Origin of the sequence: Pseudomonas sp. DWP3-1-3b3 (assembly GCF_049896305.1) — a bacterium.
In the GTDB taxonomy this organism is placed as follows: Bacteria; Pseudomonadota; Gammaproteobacteria; order Pseudomonadales; family Pseudomonadaceae; genus Aquipseudomonas; species Aquipseudomonas azotoformans_A.
The window spans coordinates 1-20,912 of record NZ_JAFCUA010000013.1 but is presented as its reverse complement, the minus strand read 5'-3'; the positions used below and the strand labels follow the sequence as shown (position 1 = coordinate 20,912).

Genomic DNA, 20,912 nt, shown 5'->3' with positions numbered 1-20,912 from the left:
TAACTGCTGCCAAACCAGCACGATCATATGATCACCTATTGAAATTTATATCACACAAACAACAACAAAATGCATGCCAGAAATCGCCACTTCATTCATAGAAACCCTTAAAACACGCTATTTATGCATTTTTAGCGAAAGCGTTTGACTGATCAGATTTTCATTTGATAAACATATGATCAGTGCAAGGCAATGAATGACCGACTGACTACAACAATAAATGGGGTGCTCATCATGAAACTTGGTACGACCTTCGCCGCCGCTGCGGCCTTCTCCCTCCTCGCCAGCAGCATCGCCCTGGCCGCCGACGGCAAGACCTACAAGGTCGGCGCGGCGGTCTACGGCCTCAAGGGCCAATTCATGCAGAACTGGGTGCGCGAGCTCAAGGAGCACCCTGCCGTCAAAGATGGCACCGTGCAGCTCACGGTGTTCGATGGCAACTACGACGCGCTGACCCAGAACAACCAGATCGAAAACATGGTGACCCAGCACTACGACGCCATCCTGTTCGTGCCCATCGACACCAAGGCCGGCGTGGGCACCGTCAAGCAAGCCATGAGCAACGACGTGGTGGTCATCGCCTCCAATACGAAAGTAGCCGATGCCTCCGTGCCTTATGTCGGCAATGACGACGTGGAAGGTGGCCGCCTGCAGGCCCAGGCCATGGTCGACAAGCTCAACGGCAAGGGTAATGTGGTGATCATCCAGGGGCCGATTGGCCAGTCGGCACAGATCGACCGCGAAAAAGGCGAGCTGGAAGTGCTGGGCAAGCACCCGGACATCAAGATCATCGAGAAAAAGACCGCCAACTGGGACCGCGCCCAAGCCCTGACACTCACCGAGGACTGGCTGAACGCCCACCCCAAAGGCATCAACGGCGTGATCGCACAGAACGACGACATGGCCCTCGGCGCCGTGCAAGCGCTCAAGTCCCACGGCCTGACGTCCAAGGATGTGCCCGTCACATCCATCGACGGCATGCCGGACGCGATCCAGGCGGCGAAAAAAGATGAAGTCACCACCTTCCTGCAAGACGCCCAGGCCCAGTCCCAAGGCGCCCTGGATGTGGCCCTGCGCGCACTCAGCGGCAGTGACTACAAACCCAAATCGGTGATCTGGGAGCGCTACGCCAAAGACGTGAAATGGGGTGACGGCACCGCGAAAAACTACATCCTGCCCTGGGTGCCGGTCACCAACGCCAATGCCGACGCGCTGTACAAGCAAGTCAGCGGCGCCAAGTAAGCCCTGCCGGATTGTCGCTCCCCGCGCGGGAGCGATAGGTTCATCTTTGTTGTGAGGCCAGCCATGTCCACCGTCACCGAACGCCCGCAAGAACAACTGTCCCCGATCATTCCGAAAACCATGCAGGCCGTGGTCTGCCATGGCCCGGAAGACTACCGGCTGGAAACCGTCGACGTGCCCACGCCAGGCCCTGAGGAAATCCTTACCAAGGTCGAGCTGTGCGGCATCTGCATGGGTGACATCAAGACCTACCGCGGCGCGCCCTCGTTCTGGGGTGATGCCGAACAACCGCGCTATGTGAAACCGCCGATGATTCCCGGCCATGAGTTCGTCTGCCGCGTGGTCGCCCTCGGCCCTGGCGCGGAAAAACGCGGCGTGAAGATTGGCGACCGAGTCATTTCCGAGCAGATCGTGCCGTGCTGGGGCTGCCGCTTCTGCAACCACGGCCAGTACTGGATGTGCCAGAAACACGACCTGTATGGCTTCCAGAATAATGTGCAGGGCGCCATGGCCCAGTACATGATCTTCACCAAGGAAGGCATCATCCATAAAGTGCCGGATTCCATCGCCCCCGACGAGGCCATCCTGATCGAACCGCTGGCCTGCTCGCTGCACGCCGCCGAACGCGCCAACGTGGATTTCGATGACGTGGTGGTGGTCGCCGGCGCCGGTACACTGGGCCTGGGCATCATCGGCGCGGTGCGCATGCGCAACCCGAAAAAGCTCATCGTGCTGGACATGAAGCCCGAACGCACCGCCCTCGCCCTGCGCATGGGCGCCGACGAGGTGTGGAACCCCGCCGAAGTCGACGTGCTGGCCAAGATCCGTGAAATCACCGACGGCTACGGTTGCGACATCTACATCGAAGCCACCGGTCATCACAAGGCGGTCAACCAGGGCCTGGCGATGCTGCGCAAGCTGGGGCGCTTCGTCGAGTTCAGCGTGTTCAATGACGAGGCCACAGTGGATTGGTCGATCATTGGCGACCGCAAGGAGCTGGATGTGCTGGGCTCGCACCTGGGGCCCTACATGTACCCGCGCGCCATCGACTTTATCGGCAACCGCAAGATCGACATGCGCGACGTGGTCACCCACAAGTTCGCCCTGGCGGATTTCAAGGAAGCCTTTGCCGTGATGGAGCGCGGCGACAAATCCCTCAAGGTTGTGCTTGAGCCCTGACCTGCTGGATGTACCGCACCACCGCCGGCGCTTTTTCGAAGCGCCGGTGAATCAACGACAGCCAGGACGATGCGTCACTGCCCTGGATCGTGCGATACACCACGCCCGGCAAGCTGGCATGCCCCACCACCGACGCCGGCACCACGGCCACGCCCTGCCCCAATGACACCAATGCGACCACCGCCACCAAACCTCCGGGTTGCGGCCCCAGGCGCGGCGCAAAACCGCCTTGGGCGGCCACGTGCAGCGTGCCGCTGATCTGTTCCGGCAGGATGAAGGTTTCGTTTTGCAAATGCTCACAGTGGATGGCTTTCAACCCCAGCAGCCACGAATCCTGCGGCAGCGCCAGCACAAAGCCTTCACTGTCGAGGCGTAGCGCTTCCACACTCTCCGGCAAGGTCATCGGTGAGCGGATATAACCGATATCGCAGCGCCCGTCCGCAACCGCACCCGGCAACGTGGCCATGGCGCATTCGCGTACGTTCACGCTGACATCGGGAAACGCCTGGCAAAACCCGCGCATCTGCCGCTGCAGTACCCCGGAATACACCGCCGATGCCACATAGCCCAGCTCAATGTGGCCGATCTCACCACGCCCGGCGCGCTGGGCATTACGCTGGGCGAACTCGAACTGACGCACCGTCACCTCCGCCTCGATCAACAACGCAGCACCCGCCTCGGTGAGGCTGACTTCGCGCTGCTGACGGATAAAAAGGCGTGTGCCCAGGCTGGTTTCCATGTCCTGGATCTGCCGACTCAACGTCGGCGGAGCAATCCCCAATTGTTCGGCAGCGCGGGTGAAATTGCGCTGCCGGGCGACGGCCAGGAAGTAGCGAAAGTGGCGGATGTCCATTGCTGGATTAGCTCAAAGGTAATGAAGTGGTTCCGCCTGGCTAACAAGGACTTTGGGCAGCGCGGATATGCTGGAGCGACTAGAACAGTAGAGAGCCCTTGCGATGCCCGTCAACTGCATTTTCCGTGTTGCCTTTGAGGTAATTCAATCATGAGCCGGGTCAGCCCACGCCTTACCTTGCTGACCGCCTCCGGTGTCTGCTCGCTGATTGTGCTCGACACCAATATCGTCGCCGTGACCCTGCCGAGCATTGCTCGCGACCTGGGGGCAAACTTTGCCGACATCGAGTGGGTGGTCAGCGCCTATATGCTGGCGTTTGCCGCCCTGCTGCTACCGGCGGGCAGTATCGCCGACCGCTTCGGGCGCAAGAAAACCCTGATCTGGGGCCTGGGCATTTTCATCCTCGCCTCCCTGGGTTGTGGTGCAGCGCCCACTGCGCTGTTGCTGGATATCGCTCGCGCCATCAAAGGCGTGGGCGCGGCACTGTTGTTGACGTCAGCCCTGGCATCCATCGGCCACACCTTCCACGATGAAGCGGAACGGGCCAAAGCCTGGGCCTTCTGGGGCGCGTGCATGGGCGTGGCGATGACTGCCGCTCCTACCCTCGGCGGCCTTATTACCCAGTATTTGGGCTGGCGCTGGATCTTCTACCTCAACCTGCCAGTGGGCCTGGCGCTGATGAGCCTGGTACTGCGCGCCATTCCGGAATCCCGCGATACCCAGTCCGCACGGCTCGATCCCTGGGGCAGCCTGGCGTTCAGCGCGAGCCTGCTGTGCCTGATGTGGGGGTTGATCGAGGCCAATCGGATTGGCTGGGATAACCGGCTGACTTATGCGCGGCTGATCGGCGGCGCGGCATTGCTGGGCGTGTTCGTACTGGTTGAACGCCTGCAGCAGCGGCCAATGGTCGACCTGCAATTGTTTCGCCACCCACGCTTTATCGGCGCTCTGCTGGGCATGTTTGCCTACGCCGGTTGCGCTCAGGTGATGATGACGTTGCTGCCGTTCTACCTGCAAAACGGCTTGGGTTTCTCCGCGATTGCCTCGGGCCTGGGCATGCTGCCGTTTGCCGTGACCATGCTGGCCTGCCCACGCATTGGCGCGCGCCTGGCCGGACGTTTCGCACCCGCGACGATGATGGCCGCCGGATTGACCCTGGTGGGTTGCGGCAATTTACTGAGTGCCTGGGCGGTCAATCTGGGCGGCTACCTGCCCTTTGCCCTGGCCATTGCCGTGACGGGCGCCGGTGCGGGCCTGCTCAATGGTGATACGCAGAAAAACATCATGGCGTGCGTGCCTCGGGACCGCGCAGGGATGGCTTCCGGCATGAGCACCACCATGCGCTTCAGCGCAATCATGTTGGCGATTGGCGTGTATGGGGCGTTGCTGAGCAGCCACAGCGAACAGCTGCTGAGTGCAAGCATCGACCCGCAATGGCAGGCGCAGGTGAACGGGATTGCTTCACGCGTGGTGGCCGGGGATATGCCGGCGGCGATGGGATTGCTACCGAAGTCGGCGCGAGAGGTGGTTCAACCGCTGGCACGGCAGGCGTTTGTGGGTGGGTTCAGTGGTGTGCTGTGGGTCGCGGGATTGTTGGGCTTGCTGGGGGCTTTAGTGGTGGGGACATTGATGAAAAACCCAATACCAGCGGTGCAACAGGCCTCCAGGAAACCTGTACACCGCTGATCAGCCTTACCAGAACCGCTGCTGGGTCAACCGGCTCCACCAGGTCAACAGCACGCGGTCCACCGAGCCACTCGCCGCCAGGCCCACGCGCTCCTGCAAACTCTTGCGCTCGGCATAGTGCAGGTGGAACACCTCGGCGGTCTTGGCCTTGGTGGCCAGGTATTCATCGCTGGTTTGCAGTTCATCGACCAGTTGCTTGTCGAGCGCTGCAACACCCAGCCACACTTCTCCGGTCGCGACATCATCGATGGCCAACTGTGGGCGGTAGCGCGAGACGAAGTTCTTGAACAGCTGGTGAGTGATGTCCAGGTCTTCCTGGAACTTCTCACGGCCCTTCTCGGTGTTTTCGCCAAACACGGTGAGGGTGCGCTTGTACTCGCCGGCGGTCAGCACTTCAAAGTCGATATCGTGTTTTTTCAGCAGGCGGTTCACGTTAGGCAACTGAGCGACCACACCGATGGAACCGAGGATGGCAAACGGTGCGCTGATAATCTTCTCGCCAATGCACGCCATCATGTAGCCGCCGCTGGCCGCGACCTTGTCGATGCACACGGTCAAGGGCACGCCCGCCTGGCGGATACGCGCCAGTTGCGAGGAGGCCAGGCCGTAGCTGTGGACCATGCCGCCACCGCTTTCCAGGCGCAACACCACTTCATCCTTCGGTGTGGCCAGGCTCAGCAGGGCGGTGATTTCATGGCGCAGGCTTTCAGTGGCCGAGGCCTTGATGTCGCCATCAAAATCCAGCACGAACACCCGTGGCTTGGCCTCGGCTTTCTGCTTGCCTTTCTTCTTTTCGGCCTTGCCTTCGGACTTGCGCAGGGCCTTGAGCTGGTCTTTGTCGAGCAAAGTCGATTCCAGGCGCTCACGCAGGCCCTTGTAGAAGTCATTGAGTTTGCTGACCTGCAATTGGCCGGCGGATTTGCGACGGCCTTTGCTGCGCAGCGACGCAAAGCTGATCAGTACCACCAGAATAGCGACCACCAGGGTGACGGTCTTCGCCAGAAAGCTCGCGTATTCGGCCAAAAAATCCATGGTTCTCCTTACAAGTGCAGTGCGCCAGGCGCGGATTGCCCAAGCATACCGACGGGGCTTGCCGGGAGCCAGTGCTCAAACCGCCACCAGGCGCCCTCTAACGAGCTTTTAAAACAAGCGTATGTTTTTTCATTGACAGCTCGCAGGCATCCTCATAACCTCGCCAGACTTTCAACGTACCGGGAAAACGGACGTGGGCAGCATCTATCTGATTCGACATGGCCAGGCCTCCTTCGGTGCAGACGACTATGACGTCCTGTCGCCCGTCGGCGTGGAGCAGGCACAGGTACTCGGCCGCCACCTGGCGGAAATGGGCCTGGTGTTCGACCGCTGTGTGGCCGGCGACCTGCGCCGCCAGCAGCACACCGCCACCGCTGCGTTCGATCAGTACAGTGCCCTGGGCCTGCCGGTACCGGCACTGGAAACCGACAGCGCCTTCAACGAATTCGATGCCGACGCAATCATCCGCGCCCTGCTCCCCGACCTGCTCACCACCGAACCCGAAGCCCTGGAAATCCTGCGCAATGCCGCGCAGAACCGCAGCGAATTCCAGCGTATTTTCGCCCTGATCATCGAGCGCTGGCTGGCCGGCAGCTACGACCCGCCAGGGCTGGAAAGCTGGCTGGGTTTTGTGGAACGTGTCCAGGGTGGCCTGCAACGTATTCTTGAAGCGGCGGACAACGCGCAGAAAATCGCCGTGTTCACCTCCGGCGGCACCATCACCGCCCTGCTCCACCTGATTACCCGGATGCCTGCCGCGCAAGCGTTCGAACTGAACTGGCAAATTGTTAACACCTCGCTCAACCAGCTGAAATTCCGCGGTCGCGAGGTGGCACTGGCTTCTTTCAACAGTCATGCCCACTTGCAACTGTTGAAGGCGCCGCAGCTCATCACGTTCCGATGAGCTGCGGCCAACCGTGACCCCAAGGTCACTGGACTCTACCCTAAAGGATCGAAACCATGACTGACGTAGCCAAAGCTGTAGAAGCAATGAAAGCCAAATTCAACCCAGCCGCCGCCGACGGCCTGGACCTGGTGTTCGGTTTCCGCATCGACGACACCCAGAACTTCTCGCTGGTGGTAAAAAACAACACCTGCGAACTGCTGGAAGGCGAAAACCCAGACGCCCAGGTCACCCTGGTGATGGACGCTGACACCATGAAAGGCATCGTCAGCGGCGAGACCGACGGCATGCAGGCCTTCATGGGCGGCAAGCTGCGCACCGAAGGCGACATGATGCTGGCGATGAAGCTGAGCGAACTGTTCCCGGCTTGATTCACTCCGAATCAATTGAATCCCGCCGATCTGGCGGGATTTTTTTGGCCATTGGTTTTAGCCGGAAAAATCCGGCTGTCGATTAGGCTTAGCCTGGATAAAAGCCGGATGTGTCTGGCACCGCTCATACACCGCCAGCGTACGTTCAAACCGTTGCACCTCGCAGCCCATACGCAGTGCGTTACCCACCTGCGGCACCAGACAGCAATCCGCAAGCCCGGGCTGGTCGCCGAAACAATAGTCCCCGTAGCCATGCCGATCCAGTGCGGTTTCCAGCGCCTGGAACCCCTCTTCGACCCAATGCTGATACCAGGCCTGTTTCTGTCGATCACTCAAGTGTAGTGTCTTTTGTAGATACCCCAAAACCCGCAGATTGTTGAGGGGGTGGATATCGCAACAGATCAGGTGGGCGACCTCCAAGACCCGCGCCCGCGCCAAGGGCTCGACCGGTAACAGAGGCGTGCGCGCAAAACGGCTGTCCAGGTAGTCTATGATCGCCAGTGACTGACCGATGCCTTGTCCCGATCCATCAACCAGCAAAGGCACGCTGCCCGAAACGCTCAACGCCTGGTAAGCGGCGCCATGCTGGCGCCCCTCACGAAGGTTGATCGCAATCGATTCGAACGCCAATCCTTTGAGCGTCAACGCGATACGCACTCGCCAACTCGCCGAACTGTTGAAAAAACTATAGAGCTGCATGACGGGCCCCTCCAAGGTTCGAGACGCGACGATAATGACGCCCCATCACCCACACCGACACCGCCGCCAACAACGCGGGCAACGTCAGCCAAATGAATATCCCGCTCATGCCTGTCTCCAGCAACATCCCCCCTGCCAGCGTGCCGCCGATAGAGCCCACACGGCCCACTCCATGACACCAGGCAATGCCGGTGGCACGGCTAGTGGTGGGATAGAACCCGGCTGCCAAGGCGTTCGCCCCGACCTGACCGCCGCTGATACAAAACCCTATGGCTGTGATACAGAGCACCAGCACCGGAAAATATTGATACCACTGGCTGACCGCAAGCATCATCAGCGCGCCACCCAGATAGGCCAGCGTCAGCACGCGCCACGCATCCAGGCGATCCATGGCCGCCCCCAGCATGATAGCGCCCAGCGTGCCGCCAACCTGGAACATCGCACTGCCCAATGCGGCCTGCGACAGGCTCAAGCCAGTGTCCTTGATCAACGTCGGCAGCCAGTTAGTCATCATGTAAATGATCACGAAACCGCTGAAAAACGATCCCCACAACATCCATGTCCCCAAGCGCAGCCGACCACGCAGGATTTGCCCCACCGGTGATCCCTTGGCCTGGTCCGTTCCCAGGTGAAAGTGCACATTCTCGGGGAACGACGCGATACGGCGCAGGATTCGGCTGACCTGCTCCGGAACATTGCGCCGCGCGATCAGGAAGCGCACCGACTCCGGTAACCCCATCAGAAGCAACGGCAGACACAACAGCGGCAACAATCCACTGACCAGCAACACGCCGCGCCAGCCGATCATCGGCAGCCAATGGGCCACCAGCACGCCCCCCAAGGCAGAGCCCAGGGTGAATCCGCAAAACATCAAGGTAACCATCAACGAGCGATGCCGCGCCGGGCAGTACTCACTGGTCAGCGTCACGGCATTAGGTAACGCGCCGCCCAGGCCCAGCCCGATCACGAAGCGCAATACGGTGAGTGTCTGCACGTCGTTGGCTGTCGACGACACCACGCTCACACCGGCAAAAATTAACACCGACATCAGTAACACACGCTTGCGTCCGAACCGGTCCGCCAACGGCCCGGCGACAAAAGCGCCGCACATCAACCCTAGCAATACCGCACCCAGCAACGGGTTAAGCTGGCCGGCGGTCAGCCCCCATTCATCGCGCAAGACCGGAGCGATGAAACCACCAACGGCGGTGTCCAGACCATCCAATGCAGCGACCAGAAAACACAACACCAGGATGCGCAGTTGAAAGTGCGACACCGGGTGCCGATCGATAAAACCTTGCACGTCAACCGTTGTACGTGACATTGAAGACTCCTTGGGCAGTCGAGCTGCCCGTCAAATCACCTGTACATGCAACTCGCCCACGCCCTCGATTCCCGCGTGCATCAGGTCCCCCGCCAGCACGGGCCCGACGCCCTCCGGCGTGCCAGTCATGATTAAGTCACCAGGGCGCAATTCAAAAAAGCGCGACAGTTCACTGATGATTTCCGGCACCGACCAGATCAATCGATCAAGGCTGCTGCGCTGGCGATCCAGCCCATTGACCTGCAGCCACAACGGCCCACCGGGTTGCCCCTCGGTGACCGGCAACAGTGGGCCAATCGGCGCGGAGCGGTCGAAGGATTTGCCTGCCTCCCACGGACGACCTGCCTTGCGCAAGCCTAACTGCAAGTCGCGGCGGGTCATGTCCAGCCCCACGGCATACCCCCAGACATATCCGGCAGCCTGATCCGCAGGAATATTCCGTCCGGCCCTGCCGATTGCCACCACCAGCTCGACCTCGTAGTGGTAGTCGTTGGTCTGAGAGGGGTACTCCAGCTCCAAGGTCGCGCCTGCGGCCACAGGCACCACAGCATCACCGGGTTTGCAAAAGAAAAACGGCCGTTCGCGATCCGGGTCGAAACCCATTTCCCGTGCATGGGCGGCATAGTTGCGACCCACGCAATATACTCGGCGCACGGCAAAACACAGGTCGCGGCCCTGAACAAACAAGGCTGTGGCCGGTTGGGGTTCAAAGACGTAGTTCATGAGCTTCTCCCACCGTCAAAAGGTTTCGCGCAATTCACGCAATAGCCCCAGCGCTTGCTGGACCGGTCTGTCAGAGAAGCTGAAGAGCACACACTCTGGCTCCGCTGAAAAACTCACCTGTGCCCAACTGGGCACCACAAAAACATCCTTGGGTTCGAACACAAGCCGCTGCCCGTCAATACACACATTGCCGCGACCTTCGACGACCGAAAACACGCACGCGTCTGTGCTGCGATAAGGCTGGCCGCGAAACCCTTTGGGCAGCAACTGCATAAAGCTGGCAATGGTCGGCATCGGCCAACCGCCGGTGAGCGGGTTGATAAAGCGCAACTTGATGCCGTCCCAAGGGTCCAGCGGGTCTTGTTGAAAAAGCCGGCTCAGCACTTCGCGGGTGCGGGCATAGGGATAATTGATAAGCGGCGATGCCAGCGAACGCGGCTCATGGCGCATCGGCAACAGGTTCTGGCCGTATCGCAGCAAGCTGTTGCCCTCTTCGCGGGTCAGGGCCGAAACCGCCTGCTCATTGTTTTCAGCGAAACCGGCATCGAAGAAACGCACCATGGGAATGTCCAGCCCATCGAGCCAGACCACGGGCTCGCCACCCTGTTCGGTCAGCGGATTACCGTGGTCGTGCCAGGTCCATGACGGTGTAATGATCAGGTCGCCGGCAGACATGCGGGTACGCTCGCCCTCTACCGAGGTATAGGCGCCCTGCCCCTCCAGCACAAAACGCAGCGCCGATTGGCTATGGCGATGACTGGCGGCAATCTCACCCGGCAAAATCAGCTGCAGACCAGCGTACAAGCTGGTGGTGATGGATGCCTCTCCGCGCAACGCCGGGTTTTCCAGCACCAGCACTCGCCGCACCGCTTCCTCGGCGCTGATCAGCCGCCCGGCTTCTGCCAGCAAAGGCCGTAGGTCGCGATAGCGCCACAGCGCCGGCGTACAAGCGGCAGCCGGCTGCGCGGGTACCAGGTTATGCAGGCGCTCCCACAACGGTATGAGCCGGTGTTGATCAATTCGTTGGTAAAACGCAGCACGCGCATCATCAGTGAGACTGTTCATAGGTTCACCCGCAAAGCCGGACTCAGTGGCTGGGAGTATCCAACCCGGCCCCCTGTGTGAATAATGCCGATTCATGATGTGTCCATACCCAATTGCATATGGCCCTTTCCTATGAACTGGACTCGACGCCTGCGCCTGCAGCATTTGCAGCTTCTGGTCAACCTTGCTGAAACCGGCAGTATCAGCGAGGCCGCCAGAGTGTCATTCACCACCCAACCCGCGCTGTCCAAGTGGCTCAAGGAGTTGGAGGAGAGTATCGGCGCGCCGCTGTTCGAGCGCCACGCCCGAGGCCTGCACCTCACGGCCCATGGCAGCATGCTGTTGGCCCATGCGCGCAGGGTACTCGGCGAAATGCAGCGGGCGCGTCATGCTCTGGAGACTCTGCAAGATGGCAACAGTTTTCGCGTGGCCATCGGCACGTCTCCGGCGTCAGCGCCCAACCTGGTACCTGCAGCAATCATGGCATTCCTGCGCCGCCACCCCTGCGCCCACGTGGCACTGGAAGAAAGCGCCATGGACACCCTGCTAGAACGCCTGGAACTGGGCCAGCTGGACTTGGTGGTCGGGCGCCTCGACAACTACGCTCCGCGCCACTCCCTGCGCTGCGAACGGCTTTACCAGGAACCGATGCGCGTCGTCTGTCGTGCCGGCCACCCGCTGACCCGACGCGCCCACCTGACGTGGGAGGAACTCTACACATTCGACTGGATTGTCTGGCCCAGCGGTACGTCGGTGCGCAGTAAACTCGACACTGCGCTGACAGACGCAGGCCGACCACCGCTGCCCTGCCGCATCGAGTCATCGTCCCTGGTAGGTAACCTGTGGTTATTGCAGTACAGCGACCTGCTATCGGTCACATCGGCGCGGGTGGCGGAACACTTTGCCCATCGCGGCTTGCTGGTGTCATTGGATTTTCCGCTTGGAACCGCCGGCTCAGTCGGTATGTGCTGGCGCGATGAAGTCTTCGTTGATACAGGGTTGCCAACAATGATGGAGTGCCTGCGCACGACTGCCGCTGGAGAGCCAGGCCGGCTCGACTCCTATCTCACCCCAAAGGAGCCGTGAACGGCGTCACCTGGGCTGCAGCAACAACGCCACCAACGCACTCCACCCCGTCTGATGCGAAGCCCCCAACCCGCGCCCGGTCTCGCCATGAAAATACTCATGGAACAGCACCAGGTCGCGACTCTCCGGGTCAGCCTCCAGCTGCGCATACCCGGCCATCGACGGCCGCAGGCCATTCTCATCGCGTAGAAACAACCGGGTCAGTCGCTGACTGAGGCTGTCAGCCACTTCCTCCAGGGATGACAGATAACCACTGCCCGTCGGGTACTCCACCGAGAAGTTATCGGCGTAATAGCGGTGAAATTCGCGCAACGATTCGATCAGCATGTAGTTCACCGGCATCCATAACGGCCCGCGCCAGTTGGAGTTGCCGCCGTACAGTCGCGAGTCGGATTCGCCGGGCTGGTAGCTCGCACACAGGGTATTGCCGTTCATCTTCAACGCCAGCGGTTGTTCGGCGAACGCCTTGGACAGAGAGCGCACACCAAACGCCGACAGGAACTCATTGTCATCCAACATGCGTCGCAACAGGTCCTTGGTGCGTTCACCGCGCAGCAGCGCCAGCAACAGGCGATTACCCTGTCCAGGTTCGTTCCAGCGCGAGACCAGTTTGGCCAGGTCCGGACGGTGCTTCATGAAGCCCAGCAAACGCTCGCGCAACCCTTCCAGGCCTTCATGCTCGCGCTGCTCCAGCACCAGCACGGCAAACAGCGGCATCAGCCCGACGATCGAACGCAGGCGCACCGGCTCGTTCTGGCCATCGGGGCGGTGCAGCACATCGTAGAAGAACAGGTCCTGCTCATCCCACAGGCCTTCGGCGCCGTCGTCGACGCGGTTGATGGCGCCGGCGATATACAGGAAGTGCTCGAAGAATTTCACGGCGATATCGACATACACCCCATTGCGCTTGGCCAGCTCCAGGCCGATGCGCATCAGGTCCAGCGCATAGGCCGCAACCCACGCCGTGCCGTCAGCCTGATCCAGTTGATACCCCGGCGGCAGTGCGGCCGAGCGGTCGAACAAGGCGATATTGTCCAGCCCGAGGAAGCCGCCCTGGAACAGATTGCGCCCCTCGGCATCCTTACGATTGACCCACCAGGAAAAATTCAACAGCAGCTTGTGAAAAATCCGCTCCAGGAAATCCATATCACCGACGCCGGTCAGCGCCTTGTCCTGCTGATAGACGCGCCAACTGGCCCAGGCATGCACCGGCGGGTTGGCGTCGTCGAAGCGCCATTCGTAGGCCGGCAACTGGCCGTTGGGGTGCATGAAGCGGTCTTTCACCAGCAGCAACAGTTGCTGCTTGGCATAGCCCGGATCGATCAATGCCATGGCCACCGCCTGAAAGCCTTGGTCCCATGAGGCGTACCACGGGTATTCCCAGGTGTCGGGCATGGAAAGGATGTCGAAATTCGACAAGTGCCGCCAATGGATATTGCGGATATGCAGGCGTTCGGGCGGCGGCGCGGGTTGTGCCGGGTCGCCGTCGAGCCACTGGTTCACATCGAAATAGTAAAGCTGCTTGGACCACAGCAACCCGGCCAGGGCCTGACGCTGCACATTGCGCGCGTCCTCATCGGCGATACCGTGTTGCAAGGCGGCGTAGAAGTCATCGGCCTCTTGGCGGCGTTGCTCGAACAGCTTGCGGGCGTTGACCGGCGGCGCGTCGACCGGCGCAAAACGCAGGTAGAGGGTTTTGCTTTCCAGGCCTGCCAGGTCGAGGATGAAACGCGCGGCGACTTTAGTCCCGCTGTCGCGTCGAATCGCAGCGTGGTCACCGCCGACTACGTAATCATTGATTCCGTCCTTGAACGGCCCCGGCGCCGCCTGCCCATCCAGCCGGGGGATATTGGTTTCGTTCTCGCAGAATAACCACTCCATCCCGTCCTGGCCCCAGGCGCTGAGATGGCGATCCGCCAACTCATGATGACGCGCCAGCACCTGCTCGCCGTCCAGCGTCAACTGCGGCTTGGGTGCGTCGAAGGTCCAGCTCCAGTCATTGCGCGCCCACAGCTGGGGCAGCACCTGCACACGCGTTGGCTGGTCAGAACGGTTGTGTACGGTGACACGCATGAAGATATCGTCGGGCTGATGCTTGGCATATTCGACGCTGACATCGCAGTAGCGGTTGTCTTCGAACACGCCGGTATCGAGGATCTCGTACTCGGCATCCGCCAGGCCACGGCGGGCGTTTTCGCTGATCAGGTCGGCGTAGGGAAAGGCGGCATGAGGGTATTTGTAGAGCATGCGCATGTAGGCATGGCTCGGGACGCCGTCGACGAAAAAGTACAGTTCCTTGACGTCTTCACCGTGGTTGCCCTCGGCGTTGTTGAGGCCGAACAGACGCTCCTTGAGGATCGCGTCACGCTCATTCCACAGGGCCAGGCCCAGGCACCAGCGTTGCGCCTTGTCGCTGAAACCCGCCAAACCATCCTCGCCCCAGCGATAGGCGCGACTGCGCGCGTGTTCATGGGGGAAGTAGGTCCAGGCATCACCGTCGGCGCTGTAGTCTTCGCGCACCGTGCCCCATTGGCGTTCACTCAGATAAGGGCCCCACTCGCGCCAACGCTCGGCATCCTGCTGCGCCAGGCGTTGGCCTTCGAGGGTTGCACGTATTCGGTTGTCGGGTGTGGCCGTCATCGGATCCTCCATCGCCTACCAGATGAGAGGCAGTGTAGAGCCCAATGACGCCCGGGTGCACATGAAGACTTAGAAGATCGCGTAGGTGTAGTTGAAGATCAGGCGGGTCTGGTCCTGGTCGGCGGTGCCGGTGTTCTTGCCGTGATAAGTACCAGTACGGAAAGTCGTACCGAAACCTTTCAGAGGACCGGCCTGCACGACGTAGTCCAGGCGGAAGTCGGCTTCGTTTTCTTTCTGGTCAGGGCCACCGGCTACCTTCGACTTGATGTCCCGGCCATCCAGATAAGCCACGGATGCCTTCAGACCCGGTACGTAGGCCTTGAAGTCATACGAGTACTGACCAAAATTGACCTGCTCGCCCGCGCGGGAGAACTGGCCGACCACAGCATCGGTGAACAGGTAGAAGTCGCTGCCGCCCGCGCCTTGTGCGTGTGGGTCAGCCAGGCTGCCCTGGTTCACCCACACGAAGCCGCCGTCGTCGCTCACGCCAATGTGACCGAGCATCAAGCTGCTACCGCCCAACTGGTAGGTGAAGGCCGCACTGTAGGTTTTGTTGTCCACTTCGCCGGCGTGCTTGGCGTAGCCGCCGTTGTTGTTGAACTGGTAGCCGCTCTCGCCGTTCTTGCCGTCGCTGCTGCTGTCGAAGTAGCGCAGGTCGGTCTTGAACGACTGGTCATTGCCCAGCGGCAAGACGTGGACCAGGCCGAAGTAGTTCTGTTTGTAGAAGTCCTGCAGCTGCGCGTAGTAGTACTGCAACGTCAGGTTTTTCGCGATGACGTTGTCGGAAGAACCAAACGGCTTGTAGTCCACCCCACCGAACTTGAAGCTGTCACTGTCGCGCGTCCCACCGGCCACGCTCAAACCTGTGGAGTTGCTGGAGGCACGGCCTTCGGCACGGTTCAACTCACCACCGGTAAAGGTGACGTTGGGAATGTCGTTGGAGGTCAGGATGCCGCCGTCAAAGGTCTGCGGCGCCACTCGGCTGTCGTTGGACACCAAAATCGGCAGCACCGGCGCCAAGCCGCCACCGACATGCAACTCGGTCTGGGAAACACGGAACTTCACATTGCCAGCGGCACGACCAAAGGAATCGGCAGGTTCAGTGCCGTTGTTCTTGGTCGGGAAGAAGCTGTTGCCGTTACCCGACAGGCCCGCGCCCGCCGTGTGACCATCGCCACCGTCCAGGCGCAGCGCGCCGAAGGCCATGACGTCAAACCCCAGGCCGACGGTGCCTTGGGTGAAGCCGGATTTGTAGTCAAAACGCAGCGCCGTTGCAGTTTCGCGCAGGTCGTTGTTGGTCCCCGAGCGGTTATCCGCGCTGTAGTACATGGTCCGCGAGCTGATGGCCGCGTGACTGTCTTCAAGGAAACCGCTGTGACCGTTGCCCGTGCCCAGCGAACCGAGCCCGAAATCATCAGCGAATGCCTGTTGTGCAAGAACGGCGGCGGTGATCGACAACGCCAGTGTAGAAATTTTCATTAACGACAGCCCCTAAACATTTTTTTATGTGTCTGGTGTGCATAACGGCGTTTTCATCCTTGCAAACGTGACGATTCTTTCATGCCGACCGGGGCAGACTCCGTGAAGAATTAGTTAGGAAAATCGCCCTTAAATGAAATTTCTCACGGGCTGTTTTTTGTCATATTCACGTCATCTCATTCATTTGCAGAATGAAGTCCTGAGGATTCTTCGTTTGCAAGCGTGCCTTGCGCTCAACAAAATCCAGGCAAAGGTCACCTCTATCGTCATCGCCATCAGGAATTTTTCTATGCCCACCACTTCACATGTCAGCCCAGACGAGATCCGCAAGGGCTTTTCCAAGGCCATGTCCGACATGTACCGAGATGAAGTTCCCCTGTATGGCGCGCTGATGGAGCTGGTGGCCGAGACCAATGCCCACGTGCTCGACACCCAGCCGCACCTGGCGCAGCAGCTGCAACGCACCGGCGAAATCCAGCGCCTGGACATGGAACGCCACGGCGCGATCCGCCTGGGCACGGCAGAAGAACTGGCGACCATCAGCCGCCTGTTCGCAGTGATGGGCATGCAACCGGTGGGCTACTACGACCTGACACCGGCTGGCGTGCCCGTGCACTCCACCGCGTTTCGCGCCGTGCATGAACAGGCGCTGCAAACCAGCCCGTTTCGCGTGTTTACCTCATTGCTGCGCCTGGAACTGATCGAGAACCACGACCTGCGCGCCTTTGCCGAAACCGCCCTGGCCAAACGCTCGATCTTCACCCCCGGCGCCCTGGCGCTGATCGAACAAGCGGAAAAAGACGGCGGCCTCAACGTTGCGGACGCCGATGAGTTCATCCGCCAGGCCCTGGAAACCTTCCGCTGGCACCACACCGCCACCGTCACCGGCGCGCAGTACCAGCAACTGAGCGACCAGCATCGCCTGATCGCCGACGTGGTCGCCTTCAAAGGCCCGCACATCAACCACCTGACCCCGCGCACCCTGGACATCGACCAGGTCCAAGCCGCCATGCCCGGCAAAGGCATCACGCCAAAAGCCGTGATCGAAGGACCGCCTCGCCGCCGCTGCCCGATCCTGCTGCGCCAGACCAGCTTCAAGGCCCTCGACGAACCCATCGCCTTTACCGACGCCCAGGGCAGCCACAGCGCACGCTTCGGCGAAATCGAACAACGCGGCGTGGCGCTCACCCCCAAAGGCCGCGCGCTGTACGACCAGTTGCTGAACGCCGCGCGCGACGAACTGGGCGCTTTCCCCAATGAGGGCAACGCCGCGCGTTATATGCAATTGATGGAACATCACTTCCAGGCCTTCCCGGATAACCACGCGCAGATGCGTGAACAGGGCCTGGCGTACTTCCGCTACTTCACCACCGCACAGGGCCTGGCGGCGCGCGGTACGGCCGAGCAACCGCGTACTCTTGAAGCACTGATCGCAGCGGGCCACATCGATGTAGAGCCGTTGGTGTATGAAGATTTTCTGCCGGTGAGTGCGGCGGGGATTTTCCAGTCGAACCTGGGGGATGCGGCGCAGAGTCATTACGCGGCCAACTCGAATCAGGCCGAATTCGAAAAGGCGCTGGGCCGTCCGACTGTCGATGAGTTGAAGCTGTATGAAGAGACGCAGCAGCGCTCGATTGATGACTGCACAAAGGCACTGCTGGCCTGAAATGAAGTACCCACCCGGCTCACCAGCGCAATCCTTGCGCCGCAACAGTCCCCAGAGCCGGGTGGGCGGTGGGCATCATAGGCAGTGAAAGCCGCCCTGTCCTTCAGACAATTCTGAACAAATGTGTCCGCGCCCTGTAGGAGCGCGGACCATCGCCTAACCCAACTTCGCCACAATGTCGTCTTTGATCAACAGCCGTTTCTTCTTCAGCTTCTCCACATCCTCATCGCTGGCGCTTGCCGATTCTGCCTTCAGCACCTCCTTGTCAGCGTCATCGTATTGAGTGAGCAGCGAGTCCAGGCGTTTGTCGCTCGCCCTGCGTTCGTGAACCTCTTCCTTGCTCTTCCCCAAATCCAGATACAGGTCGTGTTTCACTGGCATGGCGTACCTCCGCACGTTGATCAATGGCTTACTACGACCTAGAAGCTAGACCATTGCGAGGGGTCTTGTCATGTTCGGGGTCAATACTGCCCCGTTCGTCGCGGCGCAGGTGTTTGGATCAAACCTTTGCGGCGCCCTGCCCTCCACTCTAGATAGCCATTCGAGGGAGACCGGTTTCATGACTCATGCCACCACCGCTGTCGACACCCAATGCATCAACACGATCCGCACCCTGGCCATGGACGCCGTACAGAAGGCCAATTCCGGCCATCCGGGCACGCCCATGGGCCTGGCGCCGGTGGGTTACACGCTGTGGAGTCGCTTCCTGCGTTATCACCCGGAGCATCCCGACTGGCCCAACCGTGACCGCTTTGTGTTGTCCGTGGGACACGCGTCGATGTTGCTGTATTCGCTGTTGCACTTGGCCGGTGTGGTAGAGATCGATGCCCATGGCAAGCGCACGGGCCAGCCGGCGATCAGCCTGGACGACATCAAGCAATTTCGGCAGGCCGATTCGAAAACGCCGGGCCACCCCGAGTACCGCATGACCACTGGTGTAGAAACCACCACAGGCCCCCTCGGTCAGGGCTGTGCCAACAGCGTCGGCATGGCGATGGCCGAGCGCTGGTTGGGTGAGCGTTTCAACCGCGATGGCAAGGTGTTGTTTGACTACGACGTCTATACCCTGTGCGGTGACGGCGACATGATGGAAGGCATCAGCAGCGAAGCGGCGTCGATGGCCGGCCACCTGAAGCTGGCGAACCTGTGCTGGATCTACGACAACAACACCATCAGTATCGAAGGCCACACCGAGTTGGCGTTCAGCGAAGACGTGATCAAGCGCTTCCAGGCCTATGGCTGGCACACGCTGCACGTGACCGACGCCAATGACTTGCAGGCCCTGAGCGCCGCGCTGGAGACCTTCAAAAGCAATACCGGCGCACCGACCCTGATCGTGGTCGACAGCGTGATCGGCTACGGCTCGCCCCACAAGCACAACACCGCCGCCGCCCATGGCGAACCGTTGGGCGATGAAGAAATCCGCCTGACCAAGGCCGCTTACGGCTGGCCGCAGGACTCAAGCTTCCTGGTGCCCGATGACGCGCGCGCGGTTTTGCGTGACGCTCTGCTGGAACGCGCCGAGCCGCTGTATCAACAGTGGAACCAGACCCTGTCCGACCTCGACCCGCAATTGGCCGATGAACTGCGCCGCATGCGCGCGGGCGAAATGCCGGAACAGTGGCAGGCGCAACTTCCCAGCTTTGAGACCGATGCCAAGGGCGTAGCCAGCCGTGCATCAGGTGGCGAGGTACTCAACGCCTTCGCCCAGCAGATCCCCTGGCTGCTTGGCGGCTCGGCAGACTTGTCGCCGTCGACCAAAACCAACCTCACCTTCGATGGTGCCGGGCGTTTCAGTGCCGATGACTACAGCGGGCGCAACCTGCATTTCGGCATTCGCGAACATGCCATGGGCGCGATTGCCAATGGCATGGCGCTGTCCTACCTGCGCCCCTACACCTCGACCTTCCTGGTGTTCAGCGACTATATGAAACCGCCGATCCGCCTGGCGGCGATCATGGAATTGCCGGTGGTGTTTGTGTTTACCCATGACTCGATTGGTGTTGGCGAAGACGGGCCGACGCATCAGCCGATCGAACACCTCACGCAACTGCGCGCCACACCGGGGTTGCTGACGCTGCGGCCCGGCGATGCCAATGAAACCCTGGAACTGTGGAAGGTCGCCTTGGCGCAAACCCATCGGCCAAGCTGTGTGGTGTTGTCGCGCCAGCCGTTGCCGACGTTGGATCGTACAAAGTATGCGGCGGCTTCCGGGGCCGCCAAGGGGGCTTATGTGCTGGCGAGTGCCGACCAGCCCAAGGTGATTCTGCTGGCGACCGGCAGCGAGGTCAGTCTGGCGGTGGCGGCGTATGAACAGTTGGAAAACGAAGGGATTGCGGCGCGGGTGGTCTCGATGCCGAGTTGGGAGTTATTTGAAGACCAGGACCAGGCGTATCGCGACAGCGTGTTGCCGCCAGCGGTGAAGGCGCGGGTCGTGGTGGAACAGGCTGGGCCATTGGGTTGGGACCGGTATGTCGGGCAGACCGGGGCCAAGGTGGTGATGAACAGCTTTGGTGCGTCGGCGCCGTTGGCCAAGTTGCAGGAGAAGTTTGGGTTTACCGTTGAGAATGTGGTGGAGCAGGCTTTATCGCAGGTTCAATTGATTCAGGGTTGAGCTCAAAGTGGGATTGCGGGCGATTGCGGGGGGATTTTTTTGATCGGGTACATATCCGTTTCTTTGGTAACGGCTGGTATTGGTTCCGCTCTTACAGCGGCTCACTTTTGAAAAGCCGGAATGCCGGCCCAGCCAAAAGTAAGCAAAAGGCTCTTGCCCCAACACTCGGTACCTCACCTAGGCTCGGTATGCCCGTAATCCGACAGCGATTTGGGGGGCCGCCTAAGATCAAAATCAAAAACAAAGCCAGAGCCAGAGCCGATTGATATCTACCTGATGTAGGAGATCAAAACTGTGGGAGCGGGCTTGCTCGCGAAAGCGGTGGATCAGTCAGAGATGTAATCGCTGACACGCCGCCTTCGCGAGCAAG

The 20,912-nt window shown here is 60.6% G+C and carries 17 protein-coding genes; 8 read left to right on the top strand and 9 right to left on the bottom strand.

Annotated features, from left to right (window positions below; all coding sequences use genetic code 11):
* Nucleotides 1-234 precede the first annotated feature (234 nt).
* Entirely contained in the window at nucleotides 235-1,242 is a 1,008-nt protein-coding gene (locus tag ACP7BX_RS27535; protein ID WP_426132092.1) for a substrate-binding domain-containing protein, read from the top strand.
* A 63-nt stretch (nucleotides 1,243-1,305) separates the two neighbouring features.
* Complete coding sequence (locus ACP7BX_RS27530; protein ID WP_038846173.1) at nucleotides 1,306-2,421, top strand: MDR/zinc-dependent alcohol dehydrogenase-like family protein; 1,116 nt, start codon at nucleotides 1,306-1,308, stop codon at nucleotides 2,419-2,421.
* Here ACP7BX_RS27530 and ACP7BX_RS27525 read toward each other — a convergent pair.
* Complete coding sequence (locus ACP7BX_RS27525; protein WP_426132093.1) at nucleotides 2,399-3,274, bottom strand: LysR family transcriptional regulator; 876 nt, start codon at nucleotides 3,272-3,274, stop codon at nucleotides 2,399-2,401. The genes ACP7BX_RS27530 and ACP7BX_RS27525 overlap by 23 nt on opposite strands.
* Before the next feature lie 150 nt (nucleotides 3,275-3,424).
* Between ACP7BX_RS27525 and ACP7BX_RS27520 the strand changes: the two genes are divergently transcribed.
* Nucleotides 3,425-4,960, top strand: a complete 1,536-nt coding sequence (locus ACP7BX_RS27520; RefSeq protein WP_426132094.1) for an MFS transporter — start codon at nucleotides 3,425-3,427, stop codon at nucleotides 4,958-4,960.
* A gap of 6 nt (nucleotides 4,961-4,966) precedes the next feature.
* On the opposite strand, the gene sohB is transcribed toward ACP7BX_RS27520, so the two are convergent.
* Entirely contained in the window at nucleotides 4,967-5,992 is a 1,026-nt protein-coding gene (gene sohB, locus ACP7BX_RS27515; RefSeq protein WP_269130901.1) for a protease SohB, read from the bottom strand.
* Between the two features lie 193 nt (nucleotides 5,993-6,185).
* On the opposite strand from sohB, the gene ACP7BX_RS27510 reads away from it, so the two are divergent.
* Complete coding sequence (locus ACP7BX_RS27510; protein ID WP_426132095.1) at nucleotides 6,186-6,896, top strand: histidine phosphatase family protein; 711 nt, start codon at nucleotides 6,186-6,188, stop codon at nucleotides 6,894-6,896.
* Nucleotides 6,897-6,952: 56 nt separating this feature from the next.
* Nucleotides 6,953-7,267, top strand: a complete 315-nt coding sequence (locus ACP7BX_RS27505) for an SCP2 sterol-binding domain-containing protein (RefSeq protein WP_084380048.1) — start codon at nucleotides 6,953-6,955, stop codon at nucleotides 7,265-7,267.
* A gap of 57 nt (nucleotides 7,268-7,324) precedes the next feature.
* On the opposite strand, the gene maiA is transcribed toward ACP7BX_RS27505, so the two are convergent.
* From maiA to gtdA, 4 genes are read right to left on the bottom strand one after another with little or no spacing between them, the layout of a single operon-like run.
* Nucleotides 7,325-7,966 carry a maleylacetoacetate isomerase gene (maiA, locus tag ACP7BX_RS27500; RefSeq protein ID WP_426132096.1) on the bottom strand — a complete coding sequence of 214 codons (642 nt, stop codon included), beginning with the start codon at nucleotides 7,964-7,966 and terminating at the stop codon, nucleotides 7,325-7,327.
* Nucleotides 7,953-9,290, bottom strand: coding sequence for an MFS transporter (locus tag ACP7BX_RS27495; RefSeq protein ID WP_426132097.1), 1,338 nt, complete (start codon nucleotides 9,288-9,290; stop codon nucleotides 7,953-7,955). Before ACP7BX_RS27495 ends, maiA begins: the two co-directional genes overlap by 14 nt.
* Nucleotides 9,291-9,320: 30 nt before the next feature.
* Nucleotides 9,321-10,013: a fumarylacetoacetate hydrolase family protein gene (locus ACP7BX_RS27490; protein ID WP_426132098.1), complete on the bottom strand. Its 693-nt coding sequence runs from the start codon at nucleotides 10,011-10,013 to the stop codon at nucleotides 9,321-9,323.
* 15 nt (nucleotides 10,014-10,028) lie between these two features.
* Nucleotides 10,029-11,078, bottom strand: a complete 1,050-nt coding sequence (gene gtdA / locus ACP7BX_RS27485) for a gentisate 1,2-dioxygenase (RefSeq protein ID WP_426132099.1) — start codon at nucleotides 11,076-11,078, stop codon at nucleotides 10,029-10,031.
* Between the two features lie 111 nt (nucleotides 11,079-11,189).
* Between gtdA and ACP7BX_RS27480 the strand changes: the two genes are divergently transcribed.
* Nucleotides 11,190-12,143, top strand: a complete 954-nt coding sequence (locus ACP7BX_RS27480) for a LysR substrate-binding domain-containing protein (protein ID WP_426132100.1) — start codon at nucleotides 11,190-11,192, stop codon at nucleotides 12,141-12,143.
* Nucleotides 12,144-12,149: 6 nt separating this feature from the next.
* Here ACP7BX_RS27480 and ACP7BX_RS27475 read toward each other — a convergent pair whose 3' ends face one another.
* Nucleotides 12,150-14,783 carry an MGH1-like glycoside hydrolase domain-containing protein gene (locus tag ACP7BX_RS27475; RefSeq protein ID WP_426132101.1) on the bottom strand — a complete coding sequence of 878 codons (2,634 nt, stop codon included), beginning with the start codon at nucleotides 14,781-14,783 and terminating at the stop codon, nucleotides 12,150-12,152.
* A gap of 69 nt (nucleotides 14,784-14,852) precedes the next feature.
* Nucleotides 14,853-16,262, bottom strand: a complete 1,410-nt coding sequence (locus tag ACP7BX_RS27470) for an OprD family outer membrane porin (RefSeq protein ID WP_033902325.1) — start codon at nucleotides 16,260-16,262, stop codon at nucleotides 14,853-14,855.
* A 289-nt stretch (nucleotides 16,263-16,551) separates the two neighbouring features.
* Here ACP7BX_RS27470 and hglS point away from each other — a divergent pair, with 289 nt between their 5' ends.
* Nucleotides 16,552-17,928: a 2-oxoadipate dioxygenase/decarboxylase HglS gene (gene hglS / locus ACP7BX_RS27465; RefSeq protein ID WP_426132102.1), complete on the top strand. Its 1,377-nt coding sequence runs from the start codon at nucleotides 16,552-16,554 to the stop codon at nucleotides 17,926-17,928.
* Nucleotides 17,929-18,084: 156 nt separating this feature from the next.
* Here hglS and ACP7BX_RS27460 read toward each other — a convergent pair whose 3' ends face one another.
* Nucleotides 18,085-18,309, bottom strand: coding sequence for a DUF465 domain-containing protein (locus ACP7BX_RS27460; protein ID WP_038843444.1), 225 nt, complete (start codon nucleotides 18,307-18,309; stop codon nucleotides 18,085-18,087).
* Between the two features lie 178 nt (nucleotides 18,310-18,487).
* Here ACP7BX_RS27460 and tkt point away from each other — a divergent pair, with 178 nt between their 5' ends.
* Nucleotides 18,488-20,542: a transketolase gene (tkt, locus tag ACP7BX_RS27455; RefSeq protein ID WP_426132103.1), complete on the top strand. Its 2,055-nt coding sequence runs from the start codon at nucleotides 18,488-18,490 to the stop codon at nucleotides 20,540-20,542.
* Nucleotides 20,543-20,912: the final 370 nt, after the last annotated feature.

Bases quoted from the DNA above. Each gene is read 5' to 3' on its own strand.
- ACP7BX_RS27535 (WP_426132092.1), top strand. From the start codon at position 235: ATGAAACTTGGTACGACCTTCGCCGCCGCTGCGGCCTTCTCCCTCCTC.
- ACP7BX_RS27530 (WP_038846173.1), top strand. From the start codon at position 1,306: ATGTCCACCGTCACCGAACGCCCGCAAGAACAACTGTCCCCGATCATT.
- ACP7BX_RS27525 (WP_426132093.1), bottom strand. From the start codon at position 3,274: ATGGACATCCGCCACTTTCGCTACTTCCTGGCCGTCGCCCGGCAGCGC.
- ACP7BX_RS27520 (WP_426132094.1), top strand. From the start codon at position 3,425: ATGAGCCGGGTCAGCCCACGCCTTACCTTGCTGACCGCCTCCGGTGTC.
- sohB (WP_269130901.1), bottom strand. From the start codon at position 5,992: ATGGATTTTTTGGCCGAATACGCGAGCTTTCTGGCGAAGACCGTCACC.
- ACP7BX_RS27505 (WP_084380048.1), top strand. From the start codon at position 6,953: ATGACTGACGTAGCCAAAGCTGTAGAAGCAATGAAAGCCAAATTCAAC.
- maiA (WP_426132096.1), bottom strand. From the start codon at position 7,966: ATGCAGCTCTATAGTTTTTTCAACAGTTCGGCGAGTTGGCGAGTGCGT.
- ACP7BX_RS27495 (WP_426132097.1), bottom strand. From the start codon at position 9,290: ATGTCACGTACAACGGTTGACGTGCAAGGTTTTATCGATCGGCACCCG.
- ACP7BX_RS27490 (WP_426132098.1), bottom strand. From the start codon at position 10,013: ATGAACTACGTCTTTGAACCCCAACCGGCCACAGCCTTGTTTGTTCAG.
- gtdA (WP_426132099.1), bottom strand. From the start codon at position 11,078: ATGAACAGTCTCACTGATGATGCGCGTGCTGCGTTTTACCAACGAATT.
- ACP7BX_RS27480 (WP_426132100.1), top strand. From the start codon at position 11,190: ATGAACTGGACTCGACGCCTGCGCCTGCAGCATTTGCAGCTTCTGGTC.
- ACP7BX_RS27475 (WP_426132101.1), bottom strand. From the start codon at position 14,783: ATGACGGCCACACCCGACAACCGAATACGTGCAACCCTCGAAGGCCAA.
- ACP7BX_RS27470 (WP_033902325.1), bottom strand. From the start codon at position 16,262: ATGAAAATTTCTACACTGGCGTTGTCGATCACCGCCGCCGTTCTTGCA.
- hglS (WP_426132102.1), top strand. From the start codon at position 16,552: ATGCCCACCACTTCACATGTCAGCCCAGACGAGATCCGCAAGGGCTTT.
- ACP7BX_RS27460 (WP_038843444.1), bottom strand. From the start codon at position 18,309: ATGCCAGTGAAACACGACCTGTATCTGGATTTGGGGAAGAGCAAGGAA.
- tkt (WP_426132103.1), top strand. From the start codon at position 18,488: ATGACTCATGCCACCACCGCTGTCGACACCCAATGCATCAACACGATC.